At 53.8% G+C, this 20,853-nt stretch carries 25 protein-coding genes and 1 other annotated feature; of the genes, 10 read left to right on the plus strand and 15 right to left on the minus strand.

Features of this window, described 5'->3' with window-relative positions; genetic code table 11:
- Positions 1–17: 17 nt before the first annotated feature.
- Positions 18–142 (minus strand) — a sequence feature (Phe leader region).
- The 5 genes from pheM to thrS all read right to left on the minus strand — a co-directional run bounded on the left by pheM (position 93) and on the right by thrS (position 3,435).
- On the minus strand, positions 93–137 hold the full coding sequence (pheM, locus tag AA74_RS1000000123345) for a pheST operon leader peptide PheM (protein ID WP_001386830.1): 45 nt from the start codon (positions 135–137) through the stop codon (positions 93–95). (Overlaps the previous feature by 45 nt.)
- Positions 143–259: 117 nt before the next feature.
- Positions 260–616, minus strand: coding sequence for a 50S ribosomal protein L20 (gene rplT, locus AA74_RS0105535; RefSeq protein WP_000124850.1), 357 nt, complete (start codon positions 614–616; stop codon positions 260–262).
- Between the two features lie 49 nt (positions 617–665).
- Positions 666–863, minus strand: a complete 198-nt coding sequence (gene rpmI / locus AA74_RS0105540) for a 50S ribosomal protein L35 (protein WP_001124225.1) — start codon at positions 861–863, stop codon at positions 666–668.
- 97 nt (positions 864–960) lie between these two features.
- Positions 961–1,503: a translation initiation factor IF-3 gene (infC, locus tag AA74_RS0105545; protein ID WP_023616141.1), complete on the minus strand. Its 543-nt coding sequence runs from the start codon at positions 1,501–1,503 to the stop codon at positions 961–963.
- Between the two features lie 3 nt (positions 1,504–1,506).
- Complete coding sequence (gene thrS / locus AA74_RS0105550) at positions 1,507–3,435, minus strand: threonine--tRNA ligase (protein WP_008500657.1); 1,929 nt, start codon at positions 3,433–3,435, stop codon at positions 1,507–1,509.
- A 324-nt stretch (positions 3,436–3,759) separates the two neighbouring features.
- On the opposite strand from thrS, the gene yncL reads away from it, so the two are divergent.
- Both yncL and yniD read left to right on the plus strand, forming a co-directional pair.
- A complete protein-coding gene (gene yncL / locus AA74_RS1000000123350) occupies positions 3,760–3,852 on the plus strand; it encodes a stress response membrane protein YncL (RefSeq protein WP_021241082.1) in 93 nt (30 codons plus the stop codon).
- Positions 3,853–3,950: 98 nt separating this feature from the next.
- On the plus strand, positions 3,951–4,058 hold the full coding sequence (gene yniD / locus AA74_RS1000000123355) for a small membrane protein YniD (RefSeq protein WP_008500658.1): 108 nt from the start codon (positions 3,951–3,953) through the stop codon (positions 4,056–4,058).
- Positions 4,059–4,138: 80 nt separating this feature from the next.
- Here the strand turns inward: yniD and AA74_RS0105565 are convergent, their stop codons facing one another.
- Entirely contained in the window at positions 4,139–4,897 is a 759-nt protein-coding gene (locus tag AA74_RS0105565) for a YdiY family protein (RefSeq protein ID WP_021241081.1), read from the minus strand.
- A 295-nt stretch (positions 4,898–5,192) separates the two neighbouring features.
- On the opposite strand from AA74_RS0105565, the gene pfkB reads away from it, so the two are divergent.
- The 3 genes from pfkB (at position 5,193) to AA74_RS0105580 (ending at position 7,488) form a co-directional block, all read left to right on the plus strand.
- Positions 5,193–6,125, plus strand: coding sequence for a 6-phosphofructokinase II (gene pfkB / locus AA74_RS0105570; RefSeq protein WP_008500660.1), 933 nt, complete (start codon positions 5,193–5,195; stop codon positions 6,123–6,125).
- Between the two features lie 106 nt (positions 6,126–6,231).
- Positions 6,232–6,522: a type V toxin-antitoxin system endoribonuclease antitoxin GhoS gene (gene ghoS / locus AA74_RS0105575; RefSeq protein ID WP_021241079.1), complete on the plus strand. Its 291-nt coding sequence runs from the start codon at positions 6,232–6,234 to the stop codon at positions 6,520–6,522.
- Between the two features lie 105 nt (positions 6,523–6,627).
- Positions 6,628–7,488, plus strand: a complete 861-nt coding sequence (locus AA74_RS0105580; protein WP_008500662.1) for a fructosamine kinase family protein — start codon at positions 6,628–6,630, stop codon at positions 7,486–7,488.
- Between the two features lie 36 nt (positions 7,489–7,524).
- Here AA74_RS0105580 and AA74_RS0105585 read toward each other — a convergent pair whose 3' ends face one another.
- Positions 7,525–8,061: a YniB family protein gene (locus AA74_RS0105585; protein WP_025911676.1), complete on the minus strand. Its 537-nt coding sequence runs from the start codon at positions 8,059–8,061 to the stop codon at positions 7,525–7,527.
- 148 nt (positions 8,062–8,209) lie between these two features.
- On the opposite strand from AA74_RS0105585, the gene hxpB reads away from it, so the two are divergent.
- The 3 genes from hxpB to tcyP all read left to right on the plus strand — a co-directional run bounded on the left by hxpB (position 8,210) and on the right by tcyP (position 11,092).
- Entirely contained in the window at positions 8,210–8,881 is a 672-nt protein-coding gene (hxpB, locus tag AA74_RS0105590; RefSeq protein WP_025911678.1) for a hexitol phosphatase HxpB, read from the plus strand.
- Positions 8,882–8,982: 101 nt separating this feature from the next.
- Positions 8,983–9,573, plus strand: coding sequence for a metal-dependent hydrolase (locus tag AA74_RS0105595; protein ID WP_032644865.1), 591 nt, complete (start codon positions 8,983–8,985; stop codon positions 9,571–9,573).
- 127 nt (positions 9,574–9,700) lie between these two features.
- Positions 9,701–11,092: a cystine/sulfocysteine:cation symporter gene (gene tcyP, locus AA74_RS0105600; RefSeq protein ID WP_008500667.1), complete on the plus strand. Its 1,392-nt coding sequence runs from the start codon at positions 9,701–9,703 to the stop codon at positions 11,090–11,092.
- A 48-nt stretch (positions 11,093–11,140) separates the two neighbouring features.
- Here tcyP and cedA read toward each other — a convergent pair whose 3' ends face one another.
- A complete protein-coding gene (gene cedA, locus AA74_RS0105605; RefSeq protein ID WP_256378557.1) occupies positions 11,141–11,416 on the minus strand; it encodes a cell division activator CedA in 276 nt (91 codons plus the stop codon).
- Between the two features lie 167 nt (positions 11,417–11,583).
- Between cedA and katE the strand changes: the two genes are divergently transcribed.
- Positions 11,584–13,833, plus strand: a complete 2,250-nt coding sequence (katE, locus tag AA74_RS0105610; RefSeq protein ID WP_025911682.1) for a catalase HPII — start codon at positions 11,584–11,586, stop codon at positions 13,831–13,833.
- Positions 13,834–13,926: 93 nt separating this feature from the next.
- On the opposite strand, the gene chbG is transcribed toward katE, so the two are convergent.
- From chbG to osmE, 7 genes are all read right to left on the minus strand, one after another.
- Complete coding sequence (gene chbG / locus AA74_RS0105615; protein ID WP_025911684.1) at positions 13,927–14,676, minus strand: chitin disaccharide deacetylase; 750 nt, start codon at positions 14,674–14,676, stop codon at positions 13,927–13,929.
- A 14-nt stretch (positions 14,677–14,690) separates the two neighbouring features.
- Positions 14,691–16,043, minus strand: coding sequence for a 6-phospho-beta-glucosidase (locus AA74_RS0105620; RefSeq protein WP_025911686.1), 1,353 nt, complete (start codon positions 16,041–16,043; stop codon positions 14,691–14,693).
- Between the two features lie 109 nt (positions 16,044–16,152).
- Complete coding sequence (chbR, locus tag AA74_RS0105625; protein WP_008500673.1) at positions 16,153–16,971, minus strand: transcriptional regulator ChbR; 819 nt, start codon at positions 16,969–16,971, stop codon at positions 16,153–16,155.
- Positions 16,972–17,000: 29 nt separating this feature from the next.
- The gene (gene chbA, locus AA74_RS0105630) at positions 17,001–17,348 is read right to left on the minus strand and encodes a PTS N,N'-diacetylchitobiose transporter subunit IIA (protein ID WP_008500674.1); all 348 of its coding nucleotides are present in this window, start codon (positions 17,346–17,348) and stop codon (positions 17,001–17,003) included.
- Between the two features lie 46 nt (positions 17,349–17,394).
- Positions 17,395–18,753: a PTS N,N'-diacetylchitobiose transporter subunit IIC gene (gene chbC, locus AA74_RS0105635; protein ID WP_008500675.1), complete on the minus strand. Its 1,359-nt coding sequence runs from the start codon at positions 18,751–18,753 to the stop codon at positions 17,395–17,397.
- 79 nt (positions 18,754–18,832) lie between these two features.
- Positions 18,833–19,150 carry a PTS N,N'-diacetylchitobiose transporter subunit IIB gene (chbB, locus tag AA74_RS0105640; protein ID WP_008500676.1) on the minus strand — a complete coding sequence of 106 codons (318 nt, stop codon included), beginning with the start codon at positions 19,148–19,150 and terminating at the stop codon, positions 18,833–18,835.
- A 284-nt stretch (positions 19,151–19,434) separates the two neighbouring features.
- Entirely contained in the window at positions 19,435–19,776 is a 342-nt protein-coding gene (osmE, locus tag AA74_RS0105645) for an osmotically-inducible lipoprotein OsmE (protein WP_008500677.1), read from the minus strand.
- A 221-nt stretch (positions 19,777–19,997) separates the two neighbouring features.
- Between osmE and nadE the strand changes: the two genes are divergently transcribed.
- A complete protein-coding gene (gene nadE / locus AA74_RS0105650) occupies positions 19,998–20,822 on the plus strand; it encodes an ammonia-dependent NAD(+) synthetase (RefSeq protein WP_021241071.1) in 825 nt (274 codons plus the stop codon).
- Positions 20,823–20,853 lie beyond the last annotated feature (31 nt).

Below are 20,853 nucleotides of genomic sequence, written 5' to 3' on the forward strand. Positions count from 1 at the left end.
TTCTCTCAAATTCAGGCACAAAAAAAGCCTCCATCGGGAGGCTTATCTGGCGCTGTTTTTCGTTTCATCTTTCACGCGCTAGCCTCCTGAAGTCAGGTGCTAAAGTAAAAGAAGAAGCGGAAAATAGCAGCATTCATGCTTGCGTTACCTTGTTGGGTAAAAACCGTTGAGACCTTATTGAAAAGCCTGCACGGGTAAATGTCAATCTTCTTACAGGGTTATATGAAAAGAGGGAGCCAGGCCCCCTCTCTCAACTGGCTTATGCCAGTGCTGCTTTCGCTTTTTCGACCAGAGCGGTGAACGCTACTTTGTCGAATACTGCGATGTCAGCCAGGATCTTACGGTCGATTTCAACAGAGGCTTTTTTCAGGCCGTTGATGAATTTGCTGTAAGAAATACCGTTCTGACGTGCTGCTGCGTTGATACGCGCAATCCACAGTTGACGGAACTGACGCTTACGCTGACGACGGTCACGGTAAGCGTACTGACCTGCTTTGATAACAGCCTGGAAGGCAACGCGGTATACGCGTGAACGCGCACCGTAGTAGCCTTTAGCTTGTTTCAAAATTTTCTTGTGACGTGCACGTGCAATTACACCACGTTTTACGCGAGCCATGTGTGCTCTCCTGTATCTATTCTAAGTTAAAAAAGTTAAACGAAACGACTTATGCGTACGGCAGGCACGCGATGACCAGGCCCAGATCGCCTTTAGAAACCATGGCTTTTGGACGCAGGTGACGTTTACGCTTGGTAGCTTTCTTAGTCAGAATGTGACGCAGGTTAGCGTGCTTGTGCTTAAAACCACCTTTACCGGTTTTTTTGAAGCGCTTAGCAGCACCGCGTACGGTCTTAATTTTTGGCATTTTAATAACTTCCACTTCGCATTGTTAAATAAACGAAACATAGGCGAACAAAACCTATGAAACCCGAAGGCTTCACAGATTTTGCTGCTTGAAGGCCTTACTGTTTCTTCTTAGGAGCGAGCACCATGATCATCTGGCGGCCTTCGATCTTCGTAGGGAAGGATTCGACTACTGCCAGTTCACTCAGATCGTCACGGACGCGGTTAAGCACTTCCATACCGATCTGTTGGTGGGCCATCTCACGACCGCGGAAACGCAGTGTGATCTTGGCCTTATCGCCATCTTCCAGAAAGCGAATCAGGCTGCGGAGTTTTACCTGATAATCGCCATCGTCGGTACCAGGACGGAATTTGATTTCCTTAACCTGGATAACTTTTTGCTTCTTCTTCTGTTCCTTAGAAGACTTACTCTTTTCATAAAGGAACTTGCCGTAGTCCATGATACGACAAACTGGCGGTTCGGCGTTAGGGCTGATTTCAACTAAATCTACTCCAGCTTCTTCAGCCTTTTCGATTGCTTCTCTCAGACTCACAATCCCCAGCTGCTCGCCTTCCAGACCTGTTAAGCGAACTTCCTGGGCGCGAATCTCGCCATTGATACGATTCGGACGTGCCGTTTGAACTCGTTTTCCGCCTTTAATACCTTATTCCTCCAGTTGTTGAAGACTGCGGCTGCGAATCTCTTGTTGCAGCTTCTCAATCACTTCACTTACGTCCAGGCTGCCCAGGTCTTTACCACGGCGGGTGCGAACGGCAACTTTGCCTGCTTCCACCTCTTTATCACCACAGACCAACATATACGGGACACGACGTAAAGTGTGCTCGCGGATTTTAAAGCCAATCTTCTCATTTCTCAAGTCTGCTTTTACGCGAATGCCCGCATTTTGTAGTTTCTGCGTCAATTCTTTAACGTAATCTGCCTGAGAATCGGTAATGTTCATCACCACCACCTGCACCGGCGCAAGCCAGGTTGGGAAGAAGCCGGCGAACTCTTCGGTCAGGATGCCGATGAAGCGCTCCAGAGAACCGAGAATGGCGCGGTGAATCATTACCGGCACCTGACGCTCGTTGTCTTCGCCAACATAAGAGGCGCTTAAACGCTGCGGCAGGGAGAAGTCCAGCTGTACAGTACCGCACTGCCATGCGCGATCGAGGCAGTCATACAGGGTAAATTCAATTTTCGGACCGTAGAATGCGCCCTCGCCCAGCTGGTATTCGAACGGAATGCCGTTCTCTTCCAGCGCCACGGCGAGATCCGCTTCTGCGCGATCCCAGGTCTCATCGCTACCGATACGTTTTTCCGGACGCGTTGAGAGTTTGACCACGATCTTCTCGAAGCCAAAGGTGCTGTACATATCGTAGACCATACGAATACAGGCGTTAACTTCATCACGGACCTGATCTTCGGTACAGAAGATATGCGCATCATCCTGCGTAAAGCCACGCACGCGCATCAGACCGTGCAGCGCACCTGATGGCTCGTTACGGTGGCAGCTACCGAACTCCGCCATACGCAGCGGCAGGTCGCGGTAGGATTTCAGACCCTGATTGAAGATCTGAACGTGGCCCGGGCAGTTCATTGGCTTGATGCAGTATTCACGGTTCTCAGAGGAGGTGGTGAACATCGCATCCTTGTAGTTGTCCCAGTGGCCGGTTTTTTCCCACAGCACACGGTCCATCATGAACGGGCCTTTCACTTCCTGATACTGGTACTCTTTCAGCTTGGAGCGTACGAAGGTTTCCAGTTCACGGAAGATGGTCCAGCCGTCGTTATGCCAGAACACCATACCCGGCGCTTCTTCCTGCATGTGGTACAGGTCAAGCTGCTTGCCGATTTTACGGTGGTCACGCTTCGCGGCCTCTTCCAGGCGCAGCAGGTAAGCGTTCAGGGCTTTTTTATCGGCCCATGCGGTACCATAGATACGCTGCAACATCTTGTTGTTGCTGTCGCCGCGCCAGTAGGCGCCTGCGATCTTCATCAGCTTAAAGTGATGACAGAAGCGCATGTTCGGCACGTGCGGTCCACGGCACATGTCGACGTATTCTTCGTGATGGTACAAGCCAGGCTTGTCATCATGCGAAATGTTTTCGTCAAGAATCGAGACTTTATAGCTCTCGCCGCGCTTCACGAAGGTTTCACGCGCTTCGTGCCAGCTGACTTTCTTCTTGATGACGTCATAGTTCGTTTCGGCGAGCTCGTGCATACGTTTTTCGAGCGCGTCGATATCTTCCTGAGTCAGGGTATGGTCAAGGTCAACGTCGTAGTAGAAACCATTATCGATAACCGGACCGATCGCCATTTTGGTGTTTGGCCACAGCTGTTTGATGGCATGGCCCAACAGGTGCGCGCAGGAGTGACGAATGATCTCCAGACCTTCTTCATCTTTTGCGGTGATGATGGCCAGTGTTGCATCGTTTTCGATCAGATCGGAGGCATCCACCAGCTCACCGTTGACACGGCCGGCGATGGTCGCTTTCGCGAGACCAGGACCGATGTCCAGGGCAACATCCATTGGGCTAACAGCGCGGTCGAAATGGCGTTGGCTGCCATCAGGAAGAGTAATTACAGGCATTTTATATCCTTATTTGCAGTGATGCCCCACACATAAGAGCATATACAAAGAAAATAATCGTGATTTGACAATAGATTACGACACCATCTGACCAACAATCGTCAAATTGGTTCGTCATCATTCACCTGCCGGAAAATCAGACAACGCCGGATATACGGCAAGCCTTGCAATGTTAACACTAACAAAAGGGAGATTGCACCCTCTGCTGGCAGATTGATGTGCTGGCACTTTCGCATGAATTTGCAGGTTGCATATTCCCGGCGCTCGCAATTTAGAAATGCAGAGCTACTCTTGAACAGGTCTTTAAACCCAAAGGTGCATACCATGAACGTATCCAGTAGAACGGTTGTGATATTGAACATCCTTTCCGCCACAGGTTTATTGTTGATTCTCGCCGAACGATTCCACTGGTTCTGAACCGCCCCCTATGCTGGCATAACCCAATCGTTCCTGCGAAGGGGCATATTCAGGCCCTGTTTGGTAGACTGTGGATATCAACGAACAAGGATTAGGTTATGCCAACAAAACGATTTGCCGTAAAACACTGGAAAATGGTGCTGGTGCTGATTGCCATATGCGGCGCAATGCTGTTACTCCGTTGGGCAGCGATGATTTGGGGTTAGGGGCGAGTAGAGCTCATCAGAAGGGACGTCACAAGATCAGAGAGAATAAACGGGCCGACATTATCATCGGCCCGTTTTTATTACATTCTATAACCCAGTGAAACCGTGGTTCTGCGGTCGGTATGATCCGGTGCAGACTCTGGTGGTGAAGAGTTCCAGGTCACGTTGTAGGCGACTTTCAGACCAAAGTGTTCGTTGATGGCCACGTTGAGCGCCGTCTCAGAGTTCAGCGTCGTGTCGTCGGCACCAAATACAGAAACACCCTGTGTAAATTTGGTGTTATCAGTCATCTGCCAGGCATAGGTACCAGAAGCGTAACCGAGCGGTTGGGTTTTGGTATCGCCATTGGTGTACTCGTCATAACGCACACCGGGACCGAATTCAAAACGGAGGCTGTGTACCGGACCGTTCAGGAACTGACGACCATAACCCGCGGTGAACACGTCACGCTGGCGATAACCATTGTAACGGTCGGTTAACCAGCTTGCCTGACCAAACAGGTAGTCATAGTCGGTCATGTTGTAACGGCTACGTCCGCCTACCGCATATTTCTCGGAAGAGCGTTCGTCATTAGCGGACGTATTGCTGGCATTACCCCACAGAGACCAGGCGGTGGTATTACCGTACCAGGTGAGCGTACTGTCCGCCGTCAGAGAAGAGCTTTTGGTGTTACCGGATTGTGCCAGGTACCCCGCGTTCAGGTTACCTTCAAACGGTTTTTTCGCGGTGGAGGGATCGTCCATGACAGTAAAAACGGAATCATCGGCGGTCGCGTTCATAGCCGCAAACACGCCACCCGCCAGCATCAGTGCAGCGGGCACTGTCTTTAAAAGCTTCATTTTATTAAGGAGTCCGTACAACAAAAAAAGAGACCACACGGTCCCGGAATCTTTCTTGAGGATCAATGACAAGGCGTCCAGAGAAAGGTAACAAATTATAAAAAGCCGCAAATAACATAGCAATGTTTTCTTATTTCATTTTTTGAATAAGAACGATCCCAAAAAGCGTTTTATTTTATATGTCTCCGGCCTCACTTTTATTCACTATTCATATTTAAAATCATACTGTTATTTACATTGCCTTCCTGACAAATGGTGCCAGACTAAAAGGAACCCATGCTAAAAGGAGGTAATGATGGTACCTATCTACACCCTGACGCTCTCCCCTTCCCTTGATTCCGCCACCCTGACGCCGCAGATTTATCCGGAAGGTAAATTGCGCTGTAGCGCCCCGGTCTTTGAGCCCGGCGGTGGCGGTATCAACGTGGCGCGCGCCATTACCCACCTCGGCGGCAAAGCCACGGCCATTTTCCCCGCAGGCGGTGCTACCGGTGAACACCTGGTCTCCCTGCTTGCAGATGAACAGGTGGCCGTAGAGACCGTCGAGGCGAAAGACTGGACGCGGCAAAACCTGCATGTTCACGTGGAATCCAGCGGCGAGCAGTACCGGTTTGTCATGCCGGGCGCGAAACTCACCGATGACGAGTTTCGTCAGCTTGAAGAGAAAGTGCTGACGATAGAAAGCGGCGCGCTGCTGGTGGTCAGCGGCAGCCTGCCGCCCGGCGTCAGCACGGAAAAATTAACCGCGCTGATTCAGGCGGCGCAGCAACGCGGTATCCGCTGCATCGTCGACAGCAGCGGCGAGGCCCTGCAAGCGGCCTTAGTGCCGGGCAATCTTGAGCTGGTCAAACCCAACCAGAAAGAGTTAAGCGCGCTGGTCAACCGAGACTTGACGCAGCCTGACGATGTGCGCACCGCCGCGCAGGAGCTGGTACGCAGCGGCAAAGCGCGACGCGTGGTGGTTTCCCTCGGTCCGCAGGGGGCACTGGCCGTCGATGAAACGTCGTCCGTTCAGGTTGTTCCACCGCCGATGAAGAGCCAGAGCACGGTTGGCGCGGGTGACAGCATGGTGGGTGCGATGACGCTTAAACTTGCGCAGGGTGCGTCACTGCTGGAGATGACGCGCTACGGCGTGGCGGCGGGTAGCGCCGCCACCATCAACCAGGGCACGCGCCTCTGTTCGCTGGCCGATACGCAAAAAATCGTCGATTACCTGTCCCGAAATTAACGTCTGTTCCCCTTCATCTGCATGAAGGGGAACGTCATCCCCGAGTCGCCAAACGCAAACTATCGACTATGCTAAGAAAACTTCCATGATAACAATGAGGTGAATTATGAGCAGTGGTGACATCACTCGTTATGTCGTAACCGTCAACCTTCATGAGGCATCGCTTACCGAGCTAAATGAGCTCAACAATGCCTTCACCCGGGCTAATTTTCTCCTCACCCTGACGGATGACGAAGGCAATATTCATGATTTAGGCACTCTGACATTTGGCCTGATCGGCGCGCTTAATAAAGAAGAGGTCCATGCGCTGGCCGCCAGCCTGGTGGAAAGTGTGACCGACAAGCCAGCCGAAATTGACGTCGACACCTGGGAAAGCTGGCAGAAAAAAGAACAATAAGTGCCCTGTATGAAATTAAACCGCTCAGGTGTGCGTTAGTTCGTATTTTTTTACCGCAATAATGCGCTAACTTTATGATCTGGCAGACAACATGGGAGAGTCAACATGTGGCAGGCTATCAGTCATCTTTTAAGTGAGCAGCTGGGTGAAGGTGAAATTGAACTGCGTAACGAACTGCCAGGCGGAGAGATCCACGCCGCGTGGCATTTACGCTACGCAGGGCGCGATCTCTTCGTAAAATGCGATGAACGCGAGCTGCTTCCGATATTTACCGCCGAAGCCGATCAGCTGGAGCTGTTGTCGCGCAGTAAAACGGTGACGGTCCCGCAGGTTCTGGCCGTCGGTAGCGACCGCGATTACAGTTTTCTGGTCATGGAATATCTCCCCGCCCGTCCGCTGGATGCCCATAACGCTTTCATTCTTGGCCAGCAGCTAGCGCGCCTCCATCAGTGGAGCGACCAGCCGCAGTTTGGCCTTGATTTTGACAACGATCTCTCCACCACGCCACAGCCCAATGCCTGGCAGCGTCGCTGGTCGACGTTTTTTGCCGAGCAGCGCATTGGCTGGCAGCTTGAGCTTGCCGCCGAGAAAGGGCTGGAGTTTGGCAATATTGATGCCATCGTCGAGCACGTGCAGCAGCGCCTGGCCTCCCACCAGCCTCAGGCGTCTCTGCTCCACGGTGATTTGTGGTCCGATAACTGCGCGCTGGGGCCCAACGGCCCCTATATCTTCGACCCGGCCTGCTACTGGGGCGACCGTGAGTGCGATCTTGCCATGCTGCCGCTGCATCCTGAACAACCGCCGCAGATATACGACGGGTATCAGTCGGTTTCGCCCCTGCCGCCCGGCTTCCTCGATCGTCAACCGGTGTATCAGCTTTATACGCTGATGAACCGCGCCATACTTTTTGGTGGGGAACACCTGGTTAACGCCCAGCGGGCGCTTGAGCGCATGCTTGCCGCCTGAGACGCGAACGGGTGGCTTTGCCGCCACCCGTATCGGTTACAGAAAACCGAGCAGTGAGAAGAAGAAGTATCCTGCCACAATGATAGTCACGGGAAGGATATAGAGCGGGAAGATTTGCAGGAAAATGGTGTGGCGCGGCACAACAATGCGGGATTCAATCTGCTCCCGGCTCATGCCTTCCGGGCCTTTGGCCTGCTCCAGAATGAGCTGGTCCTCGACGCCCTCGCGTAAGAAGCGCGTCTGACGGCTCATTCGCGCGCCAGAGGCCTGCAGCGCCAGCGCAACAAAGATCAGGGCGTAGATCACCCAAAAGCCGATATTCAGCTGATGCTGAAAATCCGGGGTCGGTGAGTTAAACCAGAAGACATTCAAGAATGGCGTATTAAAACGCATCATCTCAATCATCACATGCGCAAAATCAAGCATAACCGCATTGATACCCGGCTGTTTTTCGCTGTGATCGTACATAAATTTGAGTACAGAAATCAGCGTAGAAATGACGGCAGGAATAAAAATCACCCAGCCAGCAATACGTTTTAAGACCGCAATGCGTCCAGCTTGTTGATACGTCATCAGTTCCTCTTCATAAAGACGCGTTATTTGTGCCTAAGTCTACCTGCTGGTCATCAATTTCGCCCGCTCTTTAAAAGCAATATGCTAAATTGCAGAGTGTGCTTAGCACTTATCGTCTGTCGAACACCCTGGATAAGGAGACGTTGTGATGTCGACACCGCGCCAAATTCTTGCCGCAATTTTTGACATGGATGGATTACTGATCGATTCCGAACCGTTGTGGGATCGCGCCGAACTGGAGGTCATGGCCAGCCTGGGCGTGGACATCAGCCGCCGTAATGAACTTCCCGATACGCTGGGCCTGCGCATCGATATGGTGGTTGACCTGTGGTATGCCCAACAGCCGTGGGCTGGACCGGGTCGTGATGAAGTGACCGCGCGCATTATCAGCCGCGCCATTTCGCTGGTAGAAGAGAGCAAGCCGTTGCTGCCCGGCGTACGTGAGGCCGTCGCGCTGTGTAAAGCCCAGGGACTCAAGGTCGGCCTGGCCTCGGCGTCACCGCTGCATATGCTGGAAAAAGTGCTCATCATGTTTGAACTGCGCGACAGTTTCGACGCGCTGGCGTCCGCTGAGAAATTGCCTTACAGCAAGCCGCACCCGCAGGTCTATCTGGACTGTGCCGCTAAGCTCGGCGTGGATCCCCTCAACTGCGTTGCGCTGGAAGATTCCGTTAACGGCATGATAGCGTCTAAAGCCGCGCGGATGCGCTCCATTGTGGTGCCTGCGGAAGAAGGCCGCCACGATCCCCGGTTTGCCCTTGCCGATGTGAAGCTGATTTCACTGGCAGAACTCACGGCGCATCACCTGCGGGGCGGTTAAGACCCTCCTGCAGTTTGTGACAAACAGTTACACCGTCACCTCTTCCGCCTACTGTATAAAAACCCTATACTGTATGAATTGACAGTTTTATGGGTTTTATCATGACGGCGGAAGGCCACCTGCTTTTTTCTATCGCGTGCGCAGTATTTGCCAAAAACGCTGAACTCACCCCCGTGCTGGCACAGGGGGACTGGTGGCATATCGTCCCTTCCGCCGTATTGACCTGTCTGCTGCCCGACATTGACCATCCCAAGTCCTTCCTCGGACAGCGCCTGAAGTGGGTGTCGAAACCCATCGCTCGCGCGTTCGGCCACCGGGGGTTTACGCACAGCCTGCTGGCCGTGTTTGGCCTGCTGACGCTTTTCTATTTAAAAGTGCCCGAAAGCTGGATCGTCCCCGGTGATGCCATCCAGGGGATGGTGCTGGGCTATCTGAGCCATATTCTGGCCGATATGCTGACGCCTGCGGGCGTACCGCTGCTGTGGCCCTGCCGCTGGCGCTTCCGTTTTCCCATCCTCGCACCGCAGAAAGGGAACCAGCTTGAGCGCGTCTTGTGCATGGCGCTGTTTGCTTACGCCGTCTGGATGCCGCAAACGTTGCCCGAAAACAGTGCAGTCCGCTGGTCTTCCCAGATGATTAATTCGCTGCAATTTCAGTTCAATCGCTTTATTCATCACCAGATTGAACAGTAAACCAACAAAACTATCCCATTTGTCATAACCCATTCCATTTGGATATAAGCGCGACATCACACTTCTGCTAACCTTCCGCCAACAGGATCGGTAAAAACCGACCCGATAATAAATCAGGAGAACGGGGATGAATTTTCCACTCATCGCGAACGTCGTTGTGTTCGTTGTATTGCTATTGCTTCTCGCGCAGGCGCGCCATAAACAGTGGAGCCTGGCGAAAAAGGTGCTGGTTGGTCTGGCCATGGGTGTCGTATTTGGTCTGGCATTACAGGCTATTTATGGCTCCGATAATCCAGTACTGAAAGATTCCATTCAGTGGTTCAACATTGTCGGTAACGGCTATGTTCAGCTGCTGCAGATGATCGTTATGCCGCTGGTGTTCGCCTCTATTCTGAGCGCCGTTGCCCGCCTGCATAACGCGACCCAGTTGGGAAAAATCAGTTTCCTGACCATTGGTACGCTACTGTTCACCACGCTGATTGCCGCGCTGGTGGGTGTGCTGGTCACTAACCTGTTTGGCCTGACCGCAGAAGGTCTGGTTCAGGGTACCGCTGAAACGGCGCGTCTGACCGCGATTCAGACCAACTACGTCGGTAAAGTGGCTGACCTGACCGTGCCGCAGATGGTGCTCTCCTTCATTCCGAAGAACCCGTTTGCTGACCTGACCGGTGCGAGCCCAACCTCCATCATCAGCGTGGTTATTTTCGCCGCGTTCCTGGGCGTGGCGGCGCTGAAGCTGCTGAAAGACGATGCGCCAAAAGGCGAACGCGTGCTGACCGCGATTGATACCCTGCAAAGCTGGGTGATGAAGCTGGTTCGTCTGGTCATGCAGCTCACCCCTTACGGCGTGCTGGCGCTGATGACCAAAGTGGTTGCCGGCTCTAACCTGCAGGACATCATTAAGCTGGGCAGCTTCGTTGTCGCCTCTTACCTGGGCCTTGGCATTATGTTCGTGGTACACGGCATCCTGCTGGGCGTGAACGGCGTCAGCCCGCTGAAATACTTCCGTAAGGTCTGGCCGGTACTGACCTTTGCCTTCACCAGCCGTTCCAGCGCCGCGTCTATTCCGCTGAACGTTGAAGCTCAGACTCGTCGTCTGGGCGTGCCTGAATCCATCGCCAGCTTCTCTGCCTCCTTTGGTGCCACCATTGGTCAGAACGGCTGTGCGGGTCTGTACCCGGCGATGCTGGCGGTAATGGTTGCTCCTACAGTCGGCATTAACCCGCTGGATCCGGTCTGGATCGCCACGCTGGTCGGGATTGTCACCGTAAGCTCCGCAGGCGTTGCGGGCGTTGGCGGCGGTGCTACCTTCGCCGCGCTGATTGTGCTGCCTGCGCTGGGCCTGCCCGTGACGCTGGTTGCCCTGCTGATCTCCGTTGAGCCGTTGATCGACATGGGCCGTACCGCGCTGAACGTCAGCGGCTCCATGACCGCCGGTACGCTGACCAGCCAGTGGCTGAAGCAGACCGACAAAGCGATTCTGGAAAGTGAAGACGACGCCGAACTGGCGCATCGTTAATCGCTGTAGATATAAAAAAACCGCCAACAGGCGGTTTTTTTATGGCTGTTATTCTTCAACCTCTTCATCCTGGCGGATCTGCATCGCCCACCGCTGTGCGGACTCCGGCACCGTAAAGGTGGGAGAGCGACGGAAATGTTCGCCGATCAGCACAAAGGCCACGTATTTCCCCCGTAACTGCCACACATCGCGAAAACCCTCCACTTTCAGGGCATGGTCTGGCGGCGCGGGCTCAACGCGGGGCACATAGCTAATAACCTGGCGGTTTTGTTGACGAAGAGGTTTCATAAGCAACGGATTCACTAAAGCAAATTCTTGAAGCAGGAAAATTCTATGATAGCCGATCCTGCTGCCTTCCGTCGCGCTCCGAGTGGGTGAGATGGCTCCTTTCGTTAATGATGGCATGTGAAAACTCTTAGTTCGCGAGCCATTTCACGACATTGTTCTATCCTTAATAGGGTTTTTAGCAATGGATAAAGGAGAAGCGTGCAATGTCGAACAAAGATAAAACACATCAATCACCGATTCATGGCACTGAAGAATCTCAACCGGGCATGGACTCTCTCGCCCCTTCTGACGGCTCTCACCGCCCCTCCCCGGGCCCTTCCGCACCAGGCGAACAGCCTACCGCACCGGGAAGCATGAAATCCCCGGATACGGGAAACGATAAGCTGAAATCGCTTGAGCCACACCGTAAAGGCGGCGAAGGTTTTGCGCTCACCACCAATCAGGGCGTGCGCATTGCTGACGATCAGAACTCACTTCGCGCAGGCTCGCGCGGGCCAACCCTGCTGGAAGACTTCATTCTGCGGGAAAAAATCACCCATTTTGACCACGAGCGGATACCGGAACGCATCGTCCACGCACGCGGTTCCGCTGCGCACGGCTACTTTCAGCCCTACAAGAGCCTGAAGGCGATCACCAAAGCGGATTTCCTCTCCGACCCGGACAAGATAACGCCGGTGTTTGTGCGTTTCTCCACCGTACAGGGCGGTGCGGGCTCGGCGGATACGGTGCGTGATATCCGCGGCTTTGCCACAAAGTTTTATACCGAAGAGGGTATTTTCGATCTGGTCGGCAATAACACGCCGGTGTTTTTCATTCAGGACGCGCATAAATTTCCTGACTTTGTCCATGCGGTAAAACCGGAGCCCCACTGGGCCATACCGCAGGGACAAAGTGCGCACGACACCTTCTGGGACTATGTCTCCCTGCAGCCTGAAACCTTACACAACGTGATGTGGGCGATGTCAGACCGCGGGATCCCCCGCAGCTACCGCACCATGGAGGGGTTTGGCATCCATACCTTCCGGATGATCAACGCCGAGGGGAAAGCCACGTTTGTCCGTTTCCACTGGAAGCCGGTGGCGGGTAAAGCCTCGCTCGTGTGGGACGAGGCGCAGAAGCTGACCGGGCGCGATCCGGACTTCCATCGCCGCGAGCTCTGGGAATCCATTGAAGCGGGCGACTTCCCGGAATACGAGCTGGGCCTGCAGCTCATCCCGGAAGAGGACGAATTTAAGTTCGATTTCGACCTTCTGGACCCGACGAAGCTGATCCCGGAAGAGCTGGTACCGGTGCAGCTGGTGGGTAAAATGGTGCTCAACCGCAACCCGGATAACTTCTTTGCCGAAAACGAGCAGGCCGCGTTCCACCCGGGGCATATCGTGCCGGGGCTGGACTTCACCAACGATCCGCTCCTGCAGGGACGCCTGTTCTCCTATACCGATACGCAGATTAGCCGTCTGGGCGGGCCGAACTTCCACGAAATTCCGATTAACCGCCCAACCTGCCCGTACCACAACTTCCAGCGCGACGGGATGCACCGTCAGGATATTGATACCAACCCGGCGAACTATGAGCCGAACTCCATCAACGATAACTGGCCGCGTGAAACGCCTCCCGGACCGAAACGCGGTGGATTCGAATCCTATCAGGAGCGTATCGATGGCAATAAAATTCGCGAGCGCAGCCCCTCGTTCGGCGAGTATTACGCCCACCCTCGCCTGTTCTGGAACAGCCAGACGCCGATTGAGCAACAGCACATCATCGGCGGCTTCAGCTTTGAGCTGAGTAAAGTGGTGCGCACCTACATCCGCGAGCGCGTGGTCGATCAGCTGGCGCATATTGATGTTCAGCTTGCCCAGAGCGTCGCGGACAACCTGGGCATTACGCTGACCGACGAGCAGCGTAACCTCGCTCCGCCGAAAGAGGTTAACGGCGTGAAGAAAGATCCGTCGCTGAGCCTGTATGCGGTGCCGGGCGGCTCGATTAAAGGCCGCGTGGTTGCCATTCTGCTGAACGACAAAACCCGCGCCAGCGACGTGCTGGGGATCATGCAGGCGCTAAAAACCCAGGGCGTGCATGCCAAACTGCTCTATTCCCGCATGGGTGAACTGACGGCCGACGATGGTTCTGTGCTGCCGGTCGCGGCGACCTTTGCCGGTGCGCCATCGCTCACCGTCGATGCGGTGATTGTGCCGGGCGGAGATCTTGCCAGTCTGCTGACCAACGGCGACGCCGTCTATTATCTGCTGGAAGCCTATAAGCACCTGAAACCGATCGCGCTGTCCGGCGATGCGCGACAGTTTAAAGCGCAGCTGAAGGTGGCCGATCAGGGTGAGGACGGCATTGTCGAGGGCGATAACGTTGACGATGCCTTCATGACGAAGCTGTTTGATTTGCTCGCCGCGCACCGCGTCTGGTCGCGAAGCAGCAAGGTCGATCAGATTCCGGCGTAAAAAAAGCCCGGTGGCGGCTTCGCCTTACCGGGCCTACAAGAGTTAGCAGGTCGTTCGTAGGCCGGGTAAGGCGAAGCCGCCACCCGGCAACTCTTACAGCTCCCTGAATGTCCCCAACCGATATCCGCGCTCGGCAATCGCGTATTTCAGCGAGGCCGACGTCAGCACGTCCAGCTCCGCCAGCCGCGGCCAACAGTAGGCACTTTTACGCACGGTGTTATCGACAAAGGCAGGATGCGCCATCACTTCTACCGACGTTTCACCGCGGGCAGCGGAATCATCCAGCACCTTCAGGAACAGCGCTTCGCTGATCTCTTCTCCGTAAAACGCGCTGCTGAACCCCTCAGTGGACGTAACAGCGCAGTCCGGCAATCCGTGCACATTGCGATCCACGCGCATCGCCACGCCTTTGCGCTGTGCAAACCCGGCGACAAGCGGGAAAATCGCCGGGATCATATGCACGTGGTGATGGCTGTCGATGTGCGTCGGCGCCTGACCAAACACATCAACGAAGCGGTTGAACTGACAGTCCAGCTCGCGGGCAATCTCTTCAAGCGGCAGAGCACCCTGCTCCGCCCGTTCCCAAATCCATTTACCCAGCTGGCCGTCGCGCGTCAGGCCCGGCATTGGCGAAAGCGGCATCCCGAGCGTCAGCACAAAATGCATGCCGACGCCCAGCTCTGGCACCTCGCGGCTCAGCTGCGCCGCGTGTTCAACCGCCTCAGCGTTAACCAGCGCCGTTGTAGAGGTCACAACCCCCCGGCGACAGGCTTCAATAATGCCGTAGTTCTGGCCTTTCGAGAGGCCAAAATCATCAGCATTAACGATCAGCAGGTTTTCCATTGTGCGTCCTCTTATTACTGTTGGAACTTCAGCTTCTCGATCGTGGCGGCAAAGTTCGGCAACCACTTTTCATGCGCCAGGATCATCTCGCTGGCCAGCTGCTCCGCGTCGCGGTCAGAATGCACCAGCGGGCTGAGGTTCAGGGCCAGCAGCACGTCATTGAGCTCACCGCTCAGCGCCGCGTTGCTTGCCGCCACTTCAAAGCCTTTGATGGTGTGGATCAGCCCCATGACCTTGTCATCGAAGTGGGTGATGCGTGGATGCGGTTTAGCGCCCTCGCGCCCCAGGATGCAGGTCATTTCGACGGCCCAGTCAGCCGGAATATTGTCGACATGGCCGTGGTGCGGCACGTTGACATAGTGCTCCGCCTGCTTGTCGTTGTAGATGGCGTTGATCACTTCACACGCCGCATCGGAGTAATAGGCCCCGCCGCGCTGCTCCAGCTCTTTCGGTTTGACGTTCAGGTTCGGGTCTTTATACAAATCGAACAGCTGCTTTTCGACCTTCTGAACGATCTGCGCGCGCGCGCCGCCCTTATAATACTCGCCCATTTCGATGGCCAGCATCTCTTTCTGCTTGAAGTAGTAAAGCAGGTACGAGCAAGGCAGCAGATTCAGCGAGCGGATCAGCCCTTCGCTGAACGGCAGGTCAAAGATGTTTTTCACCGATGCCGCCGTCAGACGACCGGAGGCTACGCCGTCGAGGAGCTCGGCAAAGCGCGATTCCCCGTTCACGATGACATCTTTAATAAACACCATGTGGTTCAGGCCGAACAGATCGATGGAGAGATCGTCGTTGTCGGTCAGCGCCAGCACGTCGCGGATGAACATCTTCATGCCGATCGGAATATTACAGACGCCGATAAAGCGTTTGAAGTTCGTATGACGATAGACCGCCTCGGTCACCATACCGGCCGGGTTGGTGAAGTTAATGACCCACGCGTTCGGGCAGATCTCCTGCACGTCTTTGACGATGTCGAAAATCACCGGGATAGTGCGCAGTCCTTTAAACAGGCCGCCCGCGCCGTTGGTCTCCTGCCCCAGATACCCGTGGCTCAGGGGAATACGCTCGTCCAGCTCACGCGCTTTCAGCTGGCCGACGCGCAGCTGGGTGGTGACGAAATCCGCATCTTTCAGCGCCAGACGACGATCGAGGGTTTTATGCACGGTCAGAGGCACGCCCGCTTTTTCCACCATGCGCTTGCACAGGTCGAAAATAATATTCAGCTTCTCCTGACCTTCCTCAACGTCCACCAGCCATAATTCGCTGACCGGTAATTCATGATAACGTTTCAGGAAACCTTCGAGTAATTCCGGGGTATAGCTGCTGCCGCCACCAATGGTTACGACTTTTAATTTCTTCTGCATAATATCTCCCTTAGCGTATCAGGTTAATCGCCTGCAAGGTATAGCGTGCTCTTCCCGCTATTTGGGCAAGCCATTAAAGCAATATTCGTGGCGGGTAATCCGCCGACAGCTAATTAATTACCGTCAAATTTTTCCGGTAACTGTTCGGTGTGAATGACGTCAATTTCTTAAAGGTTTTAATAAACAGGCTGGGGCTGCTGTATCCTGACTCGTATGCAATATCGGTGACAGAATAGTTGGTAATTTCCAGCTGTTTTTTAGCAAAATTAATGCGGATTTCATTAATAATTTGCACGGGCGTTTTACGGTAATAACGCTGCGTCGCGCGGGTCAGATATTCCTGGGATTTGCCCGACAGGGAGACCATATTTTCCAGCGCATTTTCGCTGAACTGGCTTTTATCGTGCATCAGCTCAACGGTGCTGCGCAGCCATTGCGGAATATCATCCGTCACCTGCTGCTCTTCACGATGATGGCGTAGCCGGTTCATCACGTAGAAGGTCACCGTTTCAATAAACTCATCAAATTCATTGTCGCGGAAGTTAAGCGAGGCGATAACCGTTTCAATCCAGGTCATGAACTCGTTTTTGACGCGATAAACCTGAGAGGCCACAAAGCAGAACGGCACCAGCGGCAGATAGTGCTTCTCGAAGAAACGTCTGCTGACGCCCACATTCAGAATGCGGGTGGCACCAAATTCGTAAAAGCTCTGGTGATAAGATCCCATCGGCAGGAAGACAAAATCCCCTCGTTCAAGCAGAACGCGCTTACCGTTGATCTCCTGGTAGTAGCGGCCGGTCAGAACAATCGTGAACTCGTAGTAGTCATGCTGATGCAGACCGCTGGCGCTCTCCGTTTTGTTGTAGATAACCACGTGAAAATTTTTGCCATTAAACAGCTGCTGTTCAAGTGCGGTTTTAATTTCCATCGTGCTGACCTCCTGCTACTCAGTCTGACTTACTGCATCTTCTCGTGAAGCTCAATGAGCTCCGCCACCAGCTCGCGTGCCAGCATCGAGGTCATCAGGTGATCCTGCGCGTGGACCAGCACCAGGCTGACCTTCATCTTCCCTTCGCCCTGATCGCTTTCAATCAGCTTCGTCTGTACCAGGTGCGCTTCGTTCAGCGCCGTGCGGGACTGTTCCATCATGGTTTTCGCCGCGGCAAAATCCCCCTGCTTGGCCTGCTTCAGCGCGGCGTAGGCCAGGCTGCGGGCCTGCCCGGAGTTGATGATAAGCCCCATCACCACTTCTTCGAGATCGTTCTCGACGGCGTCGTCTGCGACAATATTATCCAAATCTAACATCTTTAAGCTCCTTGTGGCTGGCGCGGGTCTCCCCGCGCCGTCAATCTTAGAATTTCAGTGAGAGGGCGATATCCTCTTCGCTCTCTTCTTCATCAATGATGGTGGCGGCTTTGTTCGCAATCGCCACGAACGGCATGTACAGCAGGGTGGCAATTCCGAGGTTAAATATCGCCAGCAGGAAGGCTGCGACGCTGCCGTTGGTGTTGAAGAAGGCGCCCAGACCCGCTGGCATGGTCCACGGTGCAATGTTGGTGACCGGTGGAATGATGCCCATGTAATACGCCGTCAGGGTGATAGCGGCCAGCAGCGGCTGAACCAGGATGAACGGAATGAACATGACCGGGTTCATGATGATTGGCAGACCGAACAGAATCGGTTCGTTAATCTGGAAGATGCCTGATGGCAGCGCCAGCTTCGCGACCTGACGGTAGTCTGCGCGACGAGAGACAATAAAGACCGCGATGATCAGACCCAAGGTTGCCCCGGTACCGCCCAGGAAGATATAGGAGTCAAGCATCGGCTTCGCCCACACATGGAAAGTTTTACCCGCTGCCAGCGCCGCATCAACGGAGCCGTACTGCTGATAAAGTGCAACGTTTTCCAGTGCCCACGGGGTCATAATTCCGCTGTCCAGCGCGGCCAGTGCCAGTGAACCATGCACGCCAAAGAACCACAGCAGAGAGGTGAAAATCACGTACGCCCAACCGACCACGCCACCCATCGACGCCAGCGGCGTAGAGATAGAGTCCATGATGATCTGGTGGAAGTTTGTGCCCCAGTGGGAGAGCGCCCAGGCGATAATCCCCATGATAGAGAGAATAATGAAGCCTGGAATCAACGCGGAAAATGAACGGGAAACGGAGGCCGGTACGCTATCCGGCAGGCGGATCACCCAGTTGCGACGGATAATAAAGGTGAACATCTCTGCCACCACCAGGCCGATAACAATACCGGAGATGATGTTAGCCCCACCCAGCCAGTTGGCGCCCACAGCATAGGCTTCACCGACGCTGTACGGGGTCACTGTCATAAAGGCGGCGACGGATAATAACCCGGCAGCCAGTGGGTCCACCTTACGCTCTTCTGCCAGCGCCATCCCAATAAAGAAAGGCGCCATCAGCGACATAATCCCCAACGTACCGTTATAGACGTTGCCGCCGATGGCTTTAAAACCATTAAGGGTTTCAATTGTGGAAGCGTCTAACCGAATTCCTAATGAATAAAAGAAGGAACCTTCACCAAAGCTCAGAAAAACGTTGTTAATTAAAACGAACATGGCCCCGGCCAGCGTCAACGGCATTAATTTAATAAAGCCGTTTTTGATGGCATTAACGTGAGGCTGCTTTCCTATTTTAACAGCAAAAGGAAGGAGTACCTTTTCAAGTGAAGCGATGACTTTACTCATAGGAAAATACCCTTAAATGCCGTAACGCATGTTACGGCGTATTGTGTGTGAAATAACTCTTTGACGGGAAAAATAAAAATTAATTAGCAGCTTTTTTAATCGCTGCCACAGCAGCTTTAAGAACACCTAAACCATCAATCTTGCCGTACAGCCCCGAGTCGATCACTTCGACCGGTTTATTGGGTAACAGTCGTTGAATTTCGGGCAACATATAGGCAATTTGCGGTCCCAGTAAAACAACATCGGCTGTCTGACCTTTTTCGCCCGCCAGCGTTTCCGGGAACGCTTCGATCACCACAGGGACTTCATACTTTTCAGCCTGCGCACGCATCTTTGACACCAGAAGCGAGGTTGACATGCCCGCTGAGCAGAACAGGTAGATATGTTTCTTTTCCATCGTAATTTCCCTCTTGTATGACTACCTGCCGTCGCGTTCTCACTCGACTCGCTGTCCCGGCAGACAGGTAGTTTGCGTACTGTTGTTTATCGTTGGAGTGAGTATACGCAATGGTACAGACAGGGGATAATTCTGAACAGACTCAAATTGTCTCTCATTGACCTGGCTTGTTGACTACCCTCACATTTCGGGCAAATAATTCGCGAAAAGAAATAAGATTTTCCGATGCATAAAAAAACCGGCCTCAGGGCCGGTTTGTTAACATCCTCAGGCAAGCAGGGTGACTACGCCTTAGGTGCCTGCGGGTCAGTGTCGTATTCAGCACAGGTCTGATAGCCGGAGTTGATCACATGACCGGTATCATCCAGGGCGACAAAGTAGGTTTCTGCCTTACCATCACGTTGACCCAGGATATAGGTCTGGCAGGTCCCTTTCGCATGAATCATGGTGACTTCAGAAGAAGGTTTACCGGCAATCGCAGCGACCTGCGAACGGGTCATCCCCTTTTTAACGTCTTTTACTACGGGCTGCGTAAACTGATCCTTGGTGCGATCGTAAGCCGTACACCCTGCCAGCATAGTCAGTACCGCCGCTGCGCTAAGAATTCCTGCTACGTTCTTGTTCATATTCCGTCCTCTTGTTTATCAGCGTGTTATCTAAGCATGGGATAAAAAGTACTATTGTTCAACTTTGTGCGTTACGCCAGACGAATTTCGGAAAATTCTAATAAAACAACGATAACCTGCTAAAACGGCGTAAATTAGCGCACTCGAAACTGTGATCCTTGTCGTTTTACGTCCAAAGGGTTAGTTTTAACAGTTAACACATTCTGTTTATGGAGAGCGTGATGACTCTGCAACAAGAGATTATCCAGGCGCTGGGCGCGAAGCCTGCGGTAGATGCAAATGAAGAGATCCGCCGCAGCGTGGATTTTTTAAAAGCGTATTTAAAGAAGAACTCTTTCCTGAAATCTCTGGTGCTGGGCATCAGCGGCGGCCAGGATTCAACGCTGACCGGTAAGCTCTGCCAGATGGCAATTTCAGAGCTGCGCGAGGAGACGGGCGATGAGACGCTGCAGTTTATCGCTGTGCGCCTTCCTTACGGCGTACAGGCAGACGAGCAGGATTGCCAGGATGCCATTGCCTTCATTCAGCCTGACCGCGTGCTGACCGTGAATATTAAAGGCTCGGTGCTGGCAAGCGAGCAGGCGTTACGCGAGGCGGGCATTGAGTTAAGCGATTTCGTTCGCGGCAATGAAAAGGCACGCGAGCGTATGAAAGCGCAGTACAGCATCGCCGGGATGACCAAAGGCGTCGTGGTCGGCACCGACCATGCGGCCGAAGCGATCACCGGCTTCTTCACCAAGTACGGCGACGGCGGCACCGACATTAACCCGATCTTCCGCCTGAACAAGCGTCAGGGCAAGCAGCTGCTTGCCGCGCTGGGCTGTCCTGAGCATCTGTATAAGAAAGCGCCGACGGCCGATCTGGAGGACGATCGCCCTTCCCTGCCGGATGAAGCGGCTCTTGGCGTCACCTACGACAACATTGATGATTATCTGGAAGGCAAAAAGCTGGATGAGAGTACCGCGAAGATCATCGAAGGCTGGTATCTGAAAACCGAGCACAAGCGTCGCCCACCGATAACGGTGTTTGACGACTTCTGGAAATAAACGCAAAACGGTAACCCCGTTTTGTAGGCCG

This window comes from Enterobacter sp. 5-4, assembly GCF_000612205.1.
GTDB lineage: Bacteria > Pseudomonadota > Gammaproteobacteria > Enterobacterales > Enterobacteriaceae > Enterobacter > Enterobacter roggenkampii.

Excerpts from the sequence above, each read along its gene's own strand:
- rplT (WP_000124850.1), bottom strand. The coding sequence starts at position 616 with ATGGCTCGCGTAAAACGTGGTGTAATTGCACGTGCACGTCACAAGAAA.
- rpmI (WP_001124225.1), bottom strand. The coding sequence starts at position 863 with ATGCCAAAAATTAAGACCGTACGCGGTGCTGCTAAGCGCTTCAAAAAA.
- thrS (WP_008500657.1), bottom strand. The coding sequence starts at position 3,435 with ATGCCTGTAATTACTCTTCCTGATGGCAGCCAACGCCATTTCGACCGC.
- yncL (WP_021241082.1), top strand. The coding sequence starts at position 3,760 with ATGAACGTATCCAGTAGAACGGTTGTGATATTGAACATCCTTTCCGCC.
- yniD (WP_008500658.1), top strand. The coding sequence starts at position 3,951 with ATGCCAACAAAACGATTTGCCGTAAAACACTGGAAAATGGTGCTGGTG.
- AA74_RS0105565 (WP_021241081.1), bottom strand. The coding sequence starts at position 4,897 with ATGAAGCTTTTAAAGACAGTGCCCGCTGCACTGATGCTGGCGGGTGGC.
- pfkB (WP_008500660.1), top strand. The coding sequence starts at position 5,193 with ATGGTACCTATCTACACCCTGACGCTCTCCCCTTCCCTTGATTCCGCC.
- ghoS (WP_021241079.1), top strand. The coding sequence starts at position 6,232 with ATGAGCAGTGGTGACATCACTCGTTATGTCGTAACCGTCAACCTTCAT.
- AA74_RS0105580 (WP_008500662.1), top strand. The coding sequence starts at position 6,628 with ATGTGGCAGGCTATCAGTCATCTTTTAAGTGAGCAGCTGGGTGAAGGT.
- AA74_RS0105585 (WP_025911676.1), bottom strand. The coding sequence starts at position 8,061 with ATGACGTATCAACAAGCTGGACGCATTGCGGTCTTAAAACGTATTGCT.
- hxpB (WP_025911678.1), top strand. The coding sequence starts at position 8,210 with ATGTCGACACCGCGCCAAATTCTTGCCGCAATTTTTGACATGGATGGA.
- AA74_RS0105595 (WP_032644865.1), top strand. The coding sequence starts at position 8,983 with ATGACGGCGGAAGGCCACCTGCTTTTTTCTATCGCGTGCGCAGTATTT.
- tcyP (WP_008500667.1), top strand. The coding sequence starts at position 9,701 with ATGAATTTTCCACTCATCGCGAACGTCGTTGTGTTCGTTGTATTGCTA.
- katE (WP_025911682.1), top strand. The coding sequence starts at position 11,584 with ATGTCGAACAAAGATAAAACACATCAATCACCGATTCATGGCACTGAA.
- chbG (WP_025911684.1), bottom strand. The coding sequence starts at position 14,676 with ATGGAAAACCTGCTGATCGTTAATGCTGATGATTTTGGCCTCTCGAAA.
- AA74_RS0105620 (WP_025911686.1), bottom strand. The coding sequence starts at position 16,043 with ATGCAGAAGAAATTAAAAGTCGTAACCATTGGTGGCGGCAGCAGCTAT.
- chbR (WP_008500673.1), bottom strand. The coding sequence starts at position 16,971 with ATGGAAATTAAAACCGCACTTGAACAGCAGCTGTTTAATGGCAAAAAT.
- chbA (WP_008500674.1), bottom strand. The coding sequence starts at position 17,348 with ATGTTAGATTTGGATAATATTGTCGCAGACGACGCCGTCGAGAACGAT.
- chbC (WP_008500675.1), bottom strand. The coding sequence starts at position 18,753 with ATGAGTAAAGTCATCGCTTCACTTGAAAAGGTACTCCTTCCTTTTGCT.
- chbB (WP_008500676.1), bottom strand. The coding sequence starts at position 19,150 with ATGGAAAAGAAACATATCTACCTGTTCTGCTCAGCGGGCATGTCAACC.
- osmE (WP_008500677.1), bottom strand. The coding sequence starts at position 19,776 with ATGAACAAGAACGTAGCAGGAATTCTTAGCGCAGCGGCGGTACTGACT.
- nadE (WP_021241071.1), top strand. The coding sequence starts at position 19,998 with ATGACTCTGCAACAAGAGATTATCCAGGCGCTGGGCGCGAAGCCTGCG.